General features: G+C 63.9%; 12 protein-coding genes. 10 read left to right on the top strand and 2 right to left on the bottom strand.

Translation table 11 applies throughout. The features are described 5' to 3' along the window. Window positions 1-602: NAD(P)-dependent oxidoreductase (locus VGL01_RS21520; protein WP_331572957.1), on the bottom strand; the 602-nt coding region annotated here is incomplete at its 3' end. 125 nt (window positions 603-727) lie between these two features. Between VGL01_RS21520 and VGL01_RS21515 the strand changes: the two genes are divergently transcribed. Beyond that, on the top strand, window positions 728-2176 hold the full coding sequence (locus VGL01_RS21515; protein ID WP_331572955.1) for a PLP-dependent aminotransferase family protein: 1449 nt from the start codon (window positions 728-730) through the stop codon (window positions 2174-2176). Here VGL01_RS21515 and VGL01_RS21510 read toward each other — a convergent pair. After that, complete coding sequence (locus VGL01_RS21510) at window positions 2166-3194, bottom strand: GlxA family transcriptional regulator (RefSeq protein WP_331572953.1); 1029 nt, start codon at window positions 3192-3194, stop codon at window positions 2166-2168. The genes VGL01_RS21515 and VGL01_RS21510 overlap by 11 nt on opposite strands. A 390-nt stretch (window positions 3195-3584) precedes the next feature. Between VGL01_RS21510 and VGL01_RS21505 the strand changes: the two genes are divergently transcribed. From VGL01_RS21505 to VGL01_RS21465, 9 genes are all read left to right on the top strand, one after another. Then, window positions 3585-4859, top strand: a complete 1275-nt coding sequence (locus tag VGL01_RS21505; protein ID WP_331572951.1) for a serine hydroxymethyltransferase — start codon at window positions 3585-3587, stop codon at window positions 4857-4859. A gap of 71 nt (window positions 4860-4930) precedes the next feature. Next, a complete protein-coding gene (locus VGL01_RS21500; protein WP_331572949.1) occupies window positions 4931-5902 on the top strand; it encodes a dipeptidase in 972 nt (323 codons plus the stop codon). Window positions 5903-5957: 55 nt separating this feature from the next. Beyond that, window positions 5958-6488 carry a DUF5943 domain-containing protein gene (locus VGL01_RS21495; RefSeq protein ID WP_331572947.1) on the top strand — a complete coding sequence of 177 codons (531 nt, stop codon included), beginning with the start codon at window positions 5958-5960 and terminating at the stop codon, window positions 6486-6488. A 43-nt stretch (window positions 6489-6531) separates the two neighbouring features. After that, window positions 6532-8595 carry an NADH:flavin oxidoreductase gene (locus VGL01_RS21490; protein ID WP_331572945.1) on the top strand — a complete coding sequence of 688 codons (2064 nt, stop codon included), beginning with the start codon at window positions 6532-6534 and terminating at the stop codon, window positions 8593-8595. Window positions 8596-8597: 2 nt separating this feature from the next. Then, the gene (locus tag VGL01_RS21485; protein WP_331572943.1) at window positions 8598-10523 is read left to right on the top strand and encodes a (Fe-S)-binding protein; all 1926 of its coding nucleotides are present in this window, start codon (window positions 8598-8600) and stop codon (window positions 10521-10523) included. A gap of 5 nt (window positions 10524-10528) precedes the next feature. Then, window positions 10529-11713 (top strand): electron transfer flavoprotein subunit alpha/FixB family protein, encoded by a 1185-nt coding sequence (locus tag VGL01_RS21480; protein WP_331572941.1) that lies wholly within the window; start codon window positions 10529-10531, stop codon window positions 11711-11713. Next, on the top strand, window positions 11710-12504 hold the full coding sequence (locus VGL01_RS21475) for an electron transfer flavoprotein subunit beta/FixA family protein (RefSeq protein ID WP_331572938.1): 795 nt from the start codon (window positions 11710-11712) through the stop codon (window positions 12502-12504). The genes VGL01_RS21480 and VGL01_RS21475 overlap by 4 nt, the downstream gene beginning before the upstream one ends. An 88-nt stretch (window positions 12505-12592) precedes the next feature. Further along, on the top strand, window positions 12593-13834 hold the full coding sequence (locus tag VGL01_RS21470) for an aromatic ring-hydroxylating dioxygenase subunit alpha (protein ID WP_331572936.1): 1242 nt from the start codon (window positions 12593-12595) through the stop codon (window positions 13832-13834). Between the two features lie 27 nt (window positions 13835-13861). Beyond that, window positions 13862-15022 (top strand): 2Fe-2S iron-sulfur cluster-binding protein, encoded by a 1161-nt coding sequence (locus VGL01_RS21465; protein ID WP_414720320.1) that lies wholly within the window; start codon window positions 13862-13864, stop codon window positions 15020-15022. Window positions 15023-15123 lie beyond the last annotated feature (101 nt).

Genomic DNA, 15123 nt, shown 5'->3' with positions numbered 1-15123 from the left:
GCGGCTTCGACATGGACCGGGCTCGCCCCGGTGGGCTCGTCGAAACCCGTGCGCGGCCCGTAGAGGTTGCCGTAGCGCAAAACCGTTCCCTGCCAACGCGGATCGGACTCGTTCAGCGCGTGCGCTTCGAGTGCCGCCACGCCGCGTACCGTGATCGCCCGCGCACCCTCGGCACCGAGATCGAGTGGCCATGTTTCAGCGTGAGGCGCCGGCCCCGGGGCATACGCCCACGCGATGCTTTGCGCGATGAATCGCCGACATCCGGCCCCGCGGGCCGCCGCGACGAGATTCGCCGTGCCTTCGTCGCGAATGCGCGCGTTGCGCGCCACGGCGTCCGCCATGCGGGCGGGGTCGAGGCCCGGCGGCAAGTCGGTCAACTGATGCACGACGATCGCCGGGGCGATGCGCTGCATCTCGCGTGCGAGCGCAGTGGCATCGAAGACATCCAGAATGACGGGCCGTGCGCCCATCGCCTCGATCTCGCCCGCACGCTCCGGCTTGCGGGTCGTGCCATACACGGTGTAGCCCGAACCGACGAGCAACGGAACGAGCGCGCTGCCTATGGCGCCGGCGGCGCCTGCCAGAAAGAGTGTCGTACTCATGAGAAGGGCTCCCGGATCGGATGGGATTGACGGACGAAGTCGACGAACAACGTTGACGGTTCCTCGCAGTGTCGCCGTATCATGTCCCACCGAAAAGTGCCAAAAACGCTCGAAACGACTAGTCCATGAAAGAGCCTTCCCCACCTTTGGCGATCGGCCCAATCGACCGGCGCATCCCGTTGTCGCAGCAAATCTATGATCGTTTGCGTCACGCGATCGACGCGCACATGCTGCGACCCGGCGCTCGGCTCGCGTCGGCGCGCGCGCTGGCGAGCGAGCTCGGTGTCGCGCGAGGGACGGTGGAGTCCGCCTATCAGCGGCTGGCTGGCGAAGGCTATGTGCTCGCGCGCGGCCCTGCCGGCACTATCGTCTCGCCCCATCTCGCGCAGCGCCCGGCACGGCAGCCGGCGAGGGCGACGGCCAACGCCCGGCCGCGGGTGGACCGCGGCGCGATGGCCGTGAACCCCGAGCCGCCGCCGTTGCAGCTTGGCATTCCGGCGCTCGACGCCTTTCCGCGCAAACTGTGGTCGCGCCTCGCGACAAGACGCATTCGCGCGACCTCGCCGTCCGAGCTGTCCTACTGCGATCCGTGCGGGTACCTGCCGTTGCGGCAAGCCATCGCGGCCTATCTGCTCGTATCGCGCGGCGTGCCGTGCCGCGCGGAGCAGGTTCTCGTGACGGGGGGCTACCGCGCTTCCCTCGCACTGATCTTGCAAACGCTGTTGCGCCCGCGCGATCGCGTCTGGATCGAGAATCCGTGTTATCCGCCGACGCGAACGCTGCTCGAACGCGCGGCAGCGATCCCGTGCGCAGTGCCGGTCGACGACGAGGGACTCGTGGTCGCCGAAGGCATTCGCGAAGCACCGAGGGCGCGGCTGGCTGTCGTCACGCCGTCTCACCAGTCACCGCTTGGGGTATCGATGTCGATGCCGCGCCGGCTGCAATTGCTCGATTGGGCATCGCGTCATGAAGCGTGGATCGTGGAAGACGATTACGACGGCGAATTCCACTATCACGGGCCGCCCCTGCCGGCATTGAAAAGCCGCGATACGACCGATCGCGTCATCTATGCCGGCAGTTTCTCGAAGGTCTTGTTCCCGGGCCTATCGCTCGGCTACCTCGTATTGCCCGAGCGGCTGACCGAGCGGTTCGCGGCGTCCGTGCAGATCTGGCCGAACTACGTTGCGCGAGCGACCCAGGCCATCGTGGCGGACTTTATCGACAACGGGCATTTCTCGCGGCATCTGAAGAAAATGCGCGCGCTTTATGCCCACCGCCGCGCGCTGTTGGCCGCCGCATTGACCGACGCATTCGGCGCGCGTATGACGATCGATCTCGCACGCGGCGGCATGCATCTCGTGGCCCGCTTTGCGGGGAGGACGAGCGACGAAACGCTCGCGAGACGTGCGCAACGCGCCGGGCTCAATTGCCAGGCGCTGTCGCCACGCTACCTCGGGCAGACGAAACAGGAGGGCTTGCTGATGGGGTTTACGAACGTCGCAACGGCGCAGGAAGCGGCGCGGCTGGCAGCGGCCTTGCGCGACGCGCTTGCGCTGGGCAACGTCAGTGCATGAGCGTATCGCGTGCCAAGGTGGTACTGGCAGGCGCGTTGCCGCGCGCAAGCGGGGCGACTTGCTTGCGCCGCTCGCGTGTCGGCGCGGTGCCGAACGCGTCGCGATAGCTCTTGCTGAAATGGCAGGCCGACTGGAATCCGCATGCCATCGTGATGTGCATGATCGACATGTCGGTTTGCAGTAGAAGTTCGCGCGCGCGTCGCAGACGCAGCGTCAGGTAGTAATGCGTCGGCGTCATCCCGAGGTGCTCGCGAAAGAGCCGTTGCAATTGCCGCTGTGACATGTTCGCCAGCCGCGCGAGCTCCTCGCGCGAAAGCGGCTCCTCGATATTGCTCTCCATCAGCGCAATGACTTCGAAGAGCGATTTATTCGCGGAGCCGAGGCGTGCCACGAGCGGCATGCGCTGCTGCGCGCTCGTATCGCGCACATGTTCGACGATGAACTGCTCGGCGATTTGCGTCACGCGCGCAGTACCGATACGCGGGGCGATCAGATGCAGCATCATGTCGAGCGGCGCGACACCGCCCGTGCAGGTGACACGGTCTCGATCGATGACGAACAGCTCCTTCAGAAACCGCGTATTGGGGAATTCCTCTTTGAGCGCCGACATGTTTTCCCAATGGATCGCGCAAGCGTAGCCATCGAGCAGGCCCGAGCGCGCCAAGGCATAGGTTCCGGTGCAGAGGCTGCCGAGCGCGATGCCCGAGTGAGCGAAGCGCCGCAGCGCGGAAAGATGGGCATTATCGGTTGCGCGTTGCACGTCGACGCCGCCGCAGACGAAGACGATGTCGGGTTGTTCCTGCAGCGATGCGATCGGCTCCGTCATGACCGAGAGCCCGTTGCTGGCCATCACGGGACCACCGTCCGGGCTGACCACGGACCATCGATAAAGCGTCTGGCCGCTCAGATAGTTGGCCATCCGCAGAACTTCGATCGCATTCGAGAACGCGATCATCGTGAAGTTCGGCAGCGCCATGAACGCGAAGTTCGCGAGCGACGCAGTACGCTGGGGTGACATGGTGACCTTCCTCGAATCCGGGATAGCGCGGCCGATTGGGGGAGCCTCGGCGTCTCATTTTGGGTTCCAGGGCAACAAGCATGCCATACGGCCTAACCCTAATGCGGGCGCACATTTCATCCACCGGGCAGCCGCAGCCTTGCACTGCAACCGTGCCCGTTTCGCCCCCGTTTCGGGCAAGGCCGACGCGAGACGGTGCGGGAACGCCGTATGCCAGCCGGCCACGGCGCGACTTGTCCAAAACAGACGAACGTGTCGGAAAAGGCAAAGAACGCGTCTGAATTCGTCAATCCGGCGTGAAGGCGAACGAGAAGAATAGAGTCGTCGCCAACGCATGTCCGTGGCGGCCCCGCAAGCGGGTGCCGCGTCGGACCCATCACGGATAGGACAATGTCGAATACTCAGACGTTTTTCAGCCAGTCACTCGCCGAGCGCGATGCGCCCGTACGCGGTGCGATCCTCAAGGAACTCGAGCGGCAACAGTCGCAAGTCGAGCTGATCGCATCGGAAAACATCGTGTCGCGAGCCGTGCTCGAAGCGCAAGGTTCGGTGCTGACCAATAAATATGCGGAAGGCTATCCCGGCAAGCGCTATTACGGCGGCTGCGAGTTCGCCGACGACATCGAGACGCTCGCCATCGATCGCGTCAAGCAACTGTTCAACGCCGGCTATGCGAACGTCCAGCCGCACTCGGGCGCCCAGGCCAACGGCGCGGTCATGCTCGCCCTGGCCAAGCCGGGCGACACGGTGCTCGGCATGTCGCTCGACGCGGGCGGGCATCTGACGCACGGCGCGAAGCCCGCGCTCTCGGGCAAATGGTTCAACGCGGTGCAGTACGGCGTGGATCGCGAATCGCTGCGCATCGACTATGACCGTATCGAAGCGCTTGCGCACGAACACAAGCCGAGTCTCATCATCGCGGGCTTCTCCGCCTATCCGCGCGTGCTCGATTTCCCACGCTTTCGCGCTATCGCGGACGCCGTCGGCGCTAAATTGATGGTGGATATGGCGCATATCGCCGGCATCATCGCGGCCGGCCGGCACCCGAACCCGATCGAGCATGCGCACGTCGTCACCTCGACCACGCACAAGACACTGCGCGGCCCGCGAGGCGGCTTCGTGTTGACGAACGACGAGGATATCGCCAAGAAGATCAATTCCGCGGTCTTCCCCGGACTGCAAGGCGGCCCGCTCATGCACGTGATCGCAGGCAAAGCGGTCGCGTTCGGCGAGGCGCTGCAGCCGGGCTTCAAGACCTATATCGGTAACGTACTCGCGAACGCGCAGGCGCTCGGCGCCGTGTTGCGCGAGGGCGGGGTCGATCTCGTCACGGGCGGAACGGACAACCACCTGCTGCTCGTCGATCTGCGCCCCAAGGGTTTGAAGGGTACGCAAGTCGAGACTGCGCTCGAGCGGGCCGGCATCACGTGCAACAAGAACGGCATTCCGTTCGATACCGAGAAGCCGACGGTGACCTCGGGCGTGCGGCTCGGCACGCCGGCCGGTACATCGCGTGGTTTCGGCGTGGCCGAGTTCGAGCAGGTCGGGCGGCTGATTCTCGAAGTGCTCGATGCGCTCACGCAACATCCCGAAGGCCATGCCGAGACGGAACAACGCGTGCGGCGCGAGATTTTCGCGCTGTGCGAGCGTTTCCCGATCTATTGAGCCCGGGCTGCAAAACCGACGAAACCGACGAAACCGACGAAAGCGACGATCGACCTACGCTGGAGCGATAAATGAGCACACTGCATCAAGACAGCATCATCATCGACGGGCTGAACATTTCGAAGTTCGAACGTTCGGTATTCGAAGACATGCATAAGGGCGGCATCACGGCCGCCAACTGCACGGTATCGGTCTGGGAGAACTTCGCGAAGACCGTCGACAACATCGGCTCGATGAAAAAGCAAATTCGCGACAATGGCGAACTGCTGACGCTCGTGCGGACGACCGACGACATCCTGCGTGCGAAGAAAGAAGGCAAGACGGGGATCATCCTGGGCTTTCAGAACGCGCATGCGTTCGAGGATAACCTCGCCTATGTCGAGGCGTTCGCGGACATGGGCGTGCGCGTCGTGCAGCTTTGCTACAACACGCAAAACCTCGTCGGTACGGGATGCTACGAGCGCGACGGCGGCCTCTCGGACTTCGGCCGCGAAGTCATTACCGAAATGAACCGTGTCGGCATCATGGTCGATCTGTCGCACGTCGGCGGCAATACCTCTTCCGAAGCGATCGCTTTTTCGAAAAAGCCGGTGTGTTACTCGCACTGTCTGCCCTCGGGGCTCAAGGAGCACCCGCGCAACAAGAGCGATGCGCAACTGAAAGAGATCGCGGACGCCGGCGGGTTCGTCGGGGTGACGATGTTCGCGCCGTTCCTCAAGCGCGGCATCGAGGCGACGATCGACGATTACATCGAAGCCATCGACTACGTCGTCAATCTGATCGGCGAGGACACGGTGGGGATCGGCACGGACTTCACGCAGGGCTACAGCGTCGATTTCTTCGATTGGCTCACACACGACAAGGGCCGTTACCGCCGCCTCACGAATTTCGGCAAGGTCGTCAATCCGGAGGGGATCCGGACCATCGGCGAGTTTCCGAACCTGACCGCTGCCATGGAGCGCGCGGGCTGGAGCGAGACGCGCATCCGCAAGATCATGGGCGAGAACTGGGTACGCGTTTTCCGCGACGTTTGGGGCGCATAGGCCGCCCGCGCATCCGAATCGAACATCCACCCCACAACACAGCCACAGGCCAATCATGCAACCGCAACTGCCGATCGACGTCGATCCCGAAACCGGTGTCTGGACCACGGACGCGCTGCCGATGCTTTATGTGCCGCGCCATTTCTTCACGAACAACCACGTCGCCGTGGAAGAGGCGTTGGGCCGCGAGGCGTATGCCGACATCCTCTACAAGGCCGGTTACAAGTCGGCCTATCACTGGTGCGACAAGGAAGCGAAGCAGCATGGCCTTTCGGGCATGGCCGTCTTCGAGCACTACCTGAAGCGGTTGTCGCAGCGCGGCTGGGGGCTCTTCAGCATCGTCGAGGCGGATCCGAAGGCGGCACGGGCGCGCATCGAACTGAGGAACTCGTCGTTCGTTCTCGCTCAGCCCAACAAGCACGGCAAGCTCTGCTACATGTTTGCCGGCTGGTTCGCGGGCGCGATGGATTGGGTCAACGATACCGTCGAGGCCGCTTCTCGCGGGCCGCGTTCGATATCGCAGGAAGTGCGATGCGCGGGCGAGGGCCACGCGCATTGCGTCTTCGAAGTGTCGCCGCTCGTCTGAACGACGAAGGCCGCTCAAGGAAACAGATTCGAGGTCGATCGAAATGCGCTACCCCCATTTGTTCAAACCGATGACGCTGAACAAGCTGACGCTGCGCAATCGCATCGTCAGCACGGCACATGCGGAGGTCTACGCCGAGCCGGGCGGATTGCCCGGCGATCGCTATATCCGGTATTACGAGGAGAAAGCGAAAGGCGGCGTCGGTCTGGCGGTGTGCGGCGGGTCGAGCCCGGTATCGATCGACAGCCCGCAAGGCTGGTGGAAATCCGTCAACCTGGCGACCGACCGCATCGTCGATCCGCTGTCGCGACTGGCCGAGGCGATGCATCGTCACGGCGCCAAGATCATGATCCAGGCGACGCACATGGGGCGCCGCTCCGCGTTTCACGGCGAACACTGGCCGCATCTGATGTCGCCTTCCGGCGTTCGCGAGCCTGTGCACCGCGGCAACGCGAAGATCATCGAGGTCGAAGAAATCCGCCGGATCATCGCCGACTTCGCGACCGCCGCGAAGCGCGTGAAGGATGCTGGGATGGACGGCATCGAAATCTCGGCGGCGCACCAGCACTTGATCGACCAGTTCTGGAGCCCGCGTACGAATTTTCGCACCGACGAATGGGGCGGTAGTCTGCAGAACCGTCTGCGCTTCGGCGTCGAAGTGCTGAACGCGGTGCGCGAAGCAGTCGGGCCGGACTTCGTCGTCGGTCTGCGCATGTGCGGCGACGAATTCCATGAAGACGGCCTCGATCACGAGCAACTGAAGGAAATCGCCCACGCGATGTCCGACACGGGGCTCATCGATTACCTCGGCGTCATCGGCTCCGGTGCGGATACGCACAATACGCTCGCCAACTGCATGCCGCCGATGGCTCTGCCGCCCGAGCCATTCGTGCATCTGGCCGCAGGCATCAAGTCGGTCGTCGACATTCCCGTCATGCACGCGCAAAGCATCCGCGATGCGGGACAGGCCGAGCGGCTGCTCGCCTCGGGCATGATCGATCTCGTCGGCATGACGCGCGCGCAAATTGCCGACCCGCATATGGTCATCAAAATCCGGGACGGCCGCGAAGACGAGATCAAGCAATGCGTCGGTGCCAACTATTGCATCGATCGCCAGTACAACGGCCTGGACGTGCTGTGCGTGCAGAACGCCGCAACCTCGCGCGAAGCGACGATGCCGCACGTCATCGAGAAGTCGCGTGGTCCGCGCCGCAAGGTGGTGGTGGTCGGTGCCGGTCCCGCGGGTCTGGAAGCGGCACGTGTTGCCCGCTCGCGCGGCCACGACGTGGTGCTGTTCGAAAAGCATACCGAAGTGGGCGGTCAGATCGTCCTCGCCTCGAAGGCGCCGCAGCGCGAGCAGATGGCCGGCATCGTCCGTTGGTTCGACATGGAGACGAAACGTCTGGGCGTCGATAGGCGTCTCGGCGTCGAGGCCGACGAGAAGGCGATCATGGCGGAAAAGCCGGACATCATCGTGCTGGCCACGGGCGGCCGCGCATTCTCCGACCAGGTACAGGACTGGGGTGTCGCCCAGGGGCTCGCGGTGAGCTCGTGGGACATCCTGTCGGGCCGTGTCGAGCCGATGAAGAACGTGCTCGTCTACGACGGGGTCAGCACACATGCCGGTGCCGGGGTGGCCGATTTCATCGCGAGCCGCGGCTCGAAAGTCGAGATCGTGACGCCCGATGTGAAAGTAGCCGACGATTGCGGCGGCACCACGTTCCCGATTTTCTATCGGCGCCTCTATGCGGAAGGCGTGATCCATACGCCGAACTATTGGCTCGATCGCGTGTACGAGGAAGACGGCAAAAAAATCGCCGTGCTTCGAAACGAGTACACCGAGGAGCAGGAGGAGCGCGCCGTCGATCAGGTCGTGATCGAGAACGGCAGCACGCCCAACGATGGACTCTATTGGAAGCTCAAACCCGAGTCGCTGAACCGCGGACAGACCGATGTGCACAAGCTGTTCGCGGCCGAGCCGCAGCCGTCCCTCTCGGAGGAACTCGGCAACGGCCGGTTCCTGCTGTTCCGCGTGGGCGACTGCATCTCGATGCATAACATCCACGGCGCAATCTACGATTCGCTTCGTCTTTGCAAGGACTTCTGATCATGAGCCCGGCGTTCGTCATCACAGGGTTGCTGTGGCTCTCGATGGCCGGCCTCGCCTACGCGCTCGCGCGCCGCGCCGCATATTGGCGCGTGGGGCGCGCAACGCCGGCCGGCGCATTCGGGGTGGCCAATCTCTTTACGATTCCCAAGCGGTACTTCGTCGATCTGCATCACGTGGTTGCACGCGATCCCTACATCGCGAAGACGCACGTGGCGACGGCCGGAGGGGCCATCGCGGCGCTCGCGCTCGTCTTCGTCAACTACGGGCTCGCGATTTACTCGCCGTGGCTCGATAAGCTCATCGGCGTGGCCGCCGTGACGATGCTGATCGGTGCGGTCTTCGTCTGGCGCCGCCGGCGCGACCAACGTGCGATGCCGGCCAGGCTTTCGCGCGGGCCGTGGAATGCGCTGCCCTGGCTGCTCGGCTCCTTCGCACTCGGGTTGACCTTGCTCGCCGTCGTGCCGAGCGCGGCCGCCTCGGGCTTCGTCGCCGTCATCATCGCAGTCCTGATCGCGATCGGCGCCTTTGCGATGACCGTCGGTGCCGCGCGTGGCGGGCCGATGAAGCACGCGCTCGCGGGCCTTCTTCATCTCGCCTTCCACCCGCGTCAGGAACGCTTCCGCACTGGCGCGGCGGAAAGTGACAAGCCGGGTGTCGTCCCGCCGACGGCGCTCAAGATGCCGGAGCTCGATGCTCGCGAGTACGGCGTCGGCAAGCCTGTCGAATTCCGCTGGAACCAGCTTTTGAGCTTCGACGCATGTGTCCAATGCGGCAAATGCGAAGCGGCGTGCCCAGCGTTCGCGGCAGGACAGCCGCTCAATCCCAAGAAGCTGATTCAAGACCTGGTGACCGGCATGGTGGGCGGCACGGACGCTGCTTATGCGGGCAGCCCCACCCCGGGCATCGCGCTCGGCAAGCATGGCGGCCAGCCGGATCTGCCGATCGTTTCGGGTTTGATCGAAGCCGACACGCTTTGGTCCTGCACGACATGCCGCGCCTGCGTTCAGGAGTGCCCGATGCTGATCGAGCACGTCGACGCAATCGTCGATATGCGCCGCAATCGCACGCTCACCGAGGGCGATCTGCCGGGCAAGGCGCCCGAAGTACTGGCCAATCTGCGCGAGACGGGCAGTGCCGGCGGCTACGACATCGCGGCGCGCTACGACTGGGCCGTCGACTTGAACGCACGCATCGCTGAACCGGGCAAGTCTGTCGACGTATTGCTCGTTGCGGGCGAAGGCGCGTTCGACATGCGCTATCAGCGCACGCTGCGCGCCTTGGTCAAGGTGCTGAACCGGGCGGGCATCGATTACGCCGTGCTGGGGCCGAGCGAAACGGACACCGGCGACGTCGCGCGCCGCCTTGGCGACGAGGCAACCTTCCAGCGCATGGCCAAGCGCCTGATCGCAACGCTCGATGGATTGAACTTCAAACGCATCGTCACGGCCGATCCGCACGTCATGCATAGCCTGCGCAACGAATACCGCGCGCTCGGTGCGCGTTATACGGTCCAGCATCATACGAGCCTCCTTGCCGAGCTCGTGCAATCGGGGAAATTGTCGCCGAAAGCATCGGCCGCGCTCGCTGACAAGCGGATCACCTATCACGATCCGTGCTATCTCGGCCGCTACAACGGCGAGACCGAAGCACCGCGCCGCGCCCTCAAATCGATCGGCATCAAAGTCGTGGAGATGGAGCGCCATGGTATGCGCGGGCGCTGCTGCGGGGGTGGCGGCGGCGCGCCGCTCACCGATATCCCGGGCAAGGCACGTATTCCCGATTTGCGGATGGCCGATGCGCGCGAAGTCGGTGCCGAGATCGTGGCCGTCGGCTGTCCGAATTGCACGGCGATGCTCGAGGGCGTGGTCGGTCCTCGGCCCGAGGTGCTCGATGTAGCCGAACTCGTTGCAGCGGCGCTGGAGTGAAGACGATGAATCCGATCAAACGTATCGATCCGCGCCGGCCGTTCGTCATTGCGTCGTCGGGGCTGCGCCGCATCACGCTGGGGCAGGAGCACGTGGCGGGCGCCGCGACGGACGATATCCCGCGTCTGGGCGCGCATGGCGAGCGCGAGAAGCCGCGCCGCACCGTGGAGCAAGCCGGGCGGGTTTTGCTCGTGGCCGCGCATAGCGACCGGGGTGCGCTTGACGAACATGCACGACAGGCCGTGGCCGCGGCCGCGATCGTTGCCGATGCGCGTACTGAAGTCGTGCTCGTCGTGTTCGGTGAACTGACGGACGACGCCGCCGAACTGGGCGCGGATAAAGTCATCGAATTGCCGGCGCTGGGCCGTCCGGTTTTCGCGCCCGATCGCGCCGTTGCCGCGCTGAAGGCGTGCGTTGCCGCGTTTTCGCCGGCGCATGTCCTGATGCCCGATAACGCTACCGGAGACGGCGATCTCGGACGTCGCTATGCGGCGCTAGCGGGGGCGAGCATCGCCACGCAGGTAGTGGAAATCGATGCGTCGCACGTGGGTGTTTACGTCGACGCTCAACGACAGTTCGCGTCGCGTGCGTGGCCCGATGTGGTGCTGCTCGCCGCGGACGCCGTCTCTTCGAAGCTTCCATTCGTTGGCGCCGGCGAGCGCGCCCCATTGCCGGTGGAATCGGCGGCCGAGGGCGTCGTCGACACGCGCGACCAACTCTATCGCGACCTCGGCACGGTTCAGCTCGATGCGGCCGACGTCGCGCTCGAGGAGGCGGACTTCATCGTCTCCGCAGGCAACGGGGTGACCGATATTGCGGCTTTCGAGGCGCTCGCAAGTGCGTTCGGAGCGGCGATAGGCGCCAGCCGCGTGGCGGTCGACAACGGTTATTTCACGCGCGACAAGCAAGTCGGCGCAACGGGCAAGACGGTCAGCGCGAGCGTCTATATCGCTTTCGGGATCTCCGGCGCGGTACAGCATCTGCAAGGGATCAAAGACTGTCGCCACGTGATCGCCGTGAACCTCGACGCCAGCGCACCGATCGCGAAGCGCGCCGATTTGACGCTCGTCGGCGACGCGCAGGCGACCATCGCCGCGCTGACCCAAGCCGTAACGGCCGCGCGCGGCGCGCAGCCGGCGCCGGGCACGGCGTCCTCGCGCGCGACGCTCAACGAAGGAGTAGCCGCATGAACGCAGCGATGAATGACGCACGCATCGCGGTGCTCGTCTCGGTCGGCAGGCATCGCGTCAGCGCGGCGCCTTGTTATAGCCGAAACGACGCGGCCGCGCTCGAAATTGCGCGCGGACTCGAGCAAACCAAAGGTTGCTCGGTCGAGGTGCTCCATGCGGGCGACGCCTCGAATCCAGCGCTCACCGATTATCTGGCGCTTGGCGCGCGACGGATCGAGGTCATCGATTGCGCGTCGGGACTCGACGGCGACGATCCGATACCGGCGCTGGCCGAGCGGCTGCGGGGCGTTTCGCTCGTGCTGACCGGTACGCGCGCCGAAGGCGCCTACGACACCGGGATGCTGCCCTACCAGCTGGCGGCACAGCTTGGCTACACGTTCGTCGGCTCCGCGCTCGATGTCACTCTCGGCGACGGTTTTGCGACCGTCACGCAGTTCATGCCGAAGGGCGTGCGTCGGCGGGTGGAGGTGGCGTTGCCGTGCGTCGTCGCTATTCATCCTCAGGCGAACGTGAAGCCGCGCTACGCCTATGCGCGCGTGCCCGACGGCGCGATCGTGCAGGGCCCGCCCGCGGCGCGCAAGGACCTCGATTCGCCGTGTTGGTCGGTTGCGCCGACGGAACGCAAGCCGCGCAAGCTCGTGGCGAGCGAGAAGCGTTCAGGCCACGCGCGGATGCTGATGGCGACGACTACCGAGAGCCGCGGCGGAAACGTCGTAATTGAGGGGAGTTCGGTCGAAAAAGCGCAAGTCATCCTTGGTTATTTGCGCGAGCATCGACTCATCGATTACTGAATCGACGGCTGCGGACCCATCGTCGGGCCGCATCGTCGAGCAGATGGAATGTGTTTTGGAACCAGGACGTCACGAATCCGGAGTAGACATGAACGTATCGGCAGCCATTCGCGAACTCGTGGAACGACGCAAGCCAGGCTACAGCCTGGAGGCGCCGTTTTACCGGAGCGAGGAGATCTTCGCGCTCGATATGGACGCGATTTTCCGCAAACACTGGATTCAGGTTGCCGTGGAGCCCGATATCCCCGAGCCGGGAGACTATGTCACGGTCGAACTGGCAGGCGAATCGGTGCTGATCGTACGCGACGACGATATGGCGATTCGCGCCTTTCACAACGTGTGTCGCCATCGCGGGGCGCGCCTGTGCAACGAGGAAAAGGGCGCAGTGGGCAATATCGTCTGCCCCTACCACAGCTGGACTTACAACCTGACCGGCGAGCTGATGTTCGCCGAGCACATGGGGGAGAAGTTCGACCGTTGCAAGCATAGTCTCAAGCCGGTCGCATTGCAGAACCTCGCGGGCCTCATTTTCATCTGCCTCGCCGACGAGCCTCCGGGCGACTTCGAGGTGATGCGCGCGGCGATGGAACCCTATTTGCTTCCGCACGACTTGCCCACCTGCAAGATTGCGGCTCAGGTCGACCTGGTCGAAGACGGCAATTGGAAGCTCACGATGGAGAACAATCGCGAGTGCTATCACTGCGTGGCAAACCATCCCGAGCTGACGATCTCGCTCTACGAGTACGGTTTCGGGTATCAGCCGTCGCCGTCGAATGCGGAGGGGATGGCGGCCTTCGAGCGCGCCTGCCTCGAACGCGCTGCGCAATGGGAAGCGATGAATTTGCCGTCGGTCGAGGTCGAGCGCCTGTCCGATGTGACAGGCTTCCGGACCCAGCGGCTGCCGCTGGACCGCAGCGGCGAATCGCAGACACTCGATGCAAAGGTCGCCAGCAAGAAGCTGCTCGGTGAATTCAAGCGCGCCGATCTGGGCGGCCTTTCGTTCTGGACGCAGCCGAACTCGTGGAATCACTTCATGAGCGATCACATCGTGACCTTCACGGTGATTCCGCTGTCGGCCGGCAAGACGCTCGTGCGTACGAAATGGCTCGTGCACAAGGACGCGGTCGAAGGCGTCGATTACGACATCGAGAACCTGATGGCCGTCTGGAATGCGACGAACGATCAGGACCGTACGCTCGTTGAATATTCGCAACGGGGCATCGGCAGCAGCGCTTACGAGCCGGGGCCTTACTCGCCCTTCACCGAAGGTCTCGTCGAGAAGTTCAGCGATTGGTACGTGCGACGTCTGCGTGCCGGGATCGCGGCATAACGGGCAACGGAAAACATCCGAAAGGGAATGGAAGCGAGGCATACGATGATGCGAGACGCGCAAATGTTGGAGCCCGGCGAGAGCCGGCTCACGCGGCCCGCGTTCTGGAGCCGGCTGGGTGAGCGGTGGACGAGCGACGACGAGGAAACGCTCGTGTGCTGCCAGGTACGCGAGGAAACGCATGACGTGAAGAGCTTTTTCTTCATGTCGCGGGAAGGGCGGACGTTCGTCTTCGAGCCCGGGCAGTTCGTGACGCTCGAACTCGAAATCGACGGCGAAACGATCAATCGCTGTTACACGATTTCGTCGGCGCCCACGCGCCCCCATACGATCTCGATCACGGTCAAGCGCGTGCCGGGCGGCAAGGTGTCGAACTGGCTGCATGACAATCTGCGCGCCGGCGATACCGTGCGCGTATTGGGGCCTGCCGGTGCGTTCACCTGTGCGCGGCGCCCCTCGGGCAAGTATTTGTTTCTCTCCGCGGGGTCGGGCATTACGCCGCTCATGTCGATGAGCCGTACCCACCACGAACTCGGCGAAGACCGGGACATCGTTTTTCTGCATAGCGCCAGGACGCCCGACGACATCATCTTCGCGCGCGAGCTCGATCTGATCGCATCGAACCACCGGAATTTCCGGACTGCGTTCGTCTGCGAACGGATAGGACAACGAAGCAATTGGTCCGGTATCACCGGCTTTCTGACCTTGCCGCTGCTTTCGCTCATCGCTCCGGATTTCATGGAGCGCGAAATCTTCACGTGCGGCCCGGCGCCGTATATGGAGGCCGTACGCAAGATGCTGGCGGATGCCGGATTCGATCGCAGCCAGTATCACGAAGAGAGTTTTTCGTTCGAGGAAACGGTGGCGCCCGAGCTGGACGCTGTCGCAGCGTCGCCGGCCGTGTCCGATGAGGCGCCCGCCGGCGAGCGTTTTGCCGTTTCGTTTGCGAAGAGCCGACGCGAAATCGAATGCGCGGCCGATCAACACGTACTCGACGCGGCACGGCAGGCAGGCGTGCGCTTGCCGTCCTCCTGCACGCAAGGCATGTGTGGCACCTGCAAGGTCAAGCTCGTGTCGGGGCAGGTCGAGATGAAGCACAACGGTGGAATTCGTCAGCGCGAAATCGACCAGGGCATGGTTTTGCTGTGCTGTAGTAAACCTCTGACGGATCTCGTCATCGATAAATAAAAGAAACGTCGTTTACGGACAAGACGGTGTCGGAAAACTTGACTACCGCGTTTTAATGGCTGCGCACTCTAGAGACTCCTTAGATGCGCTGATCTCGACGA

The sequence above is a fragment of the Trinickia sp. genome (genome assembly GCF_036503415.1).
Taxonomy (GTDB): domain Bacteria; phylum Pseudomonadota; class Gammaproteobacteria; order Burkholderiales; family Burkholderiaceae; genus Trinickia.
Note: the sequence above shows the minus strand (reverse complement) of the source record. Positions and strands in the feature narration are given on the sequence as shown.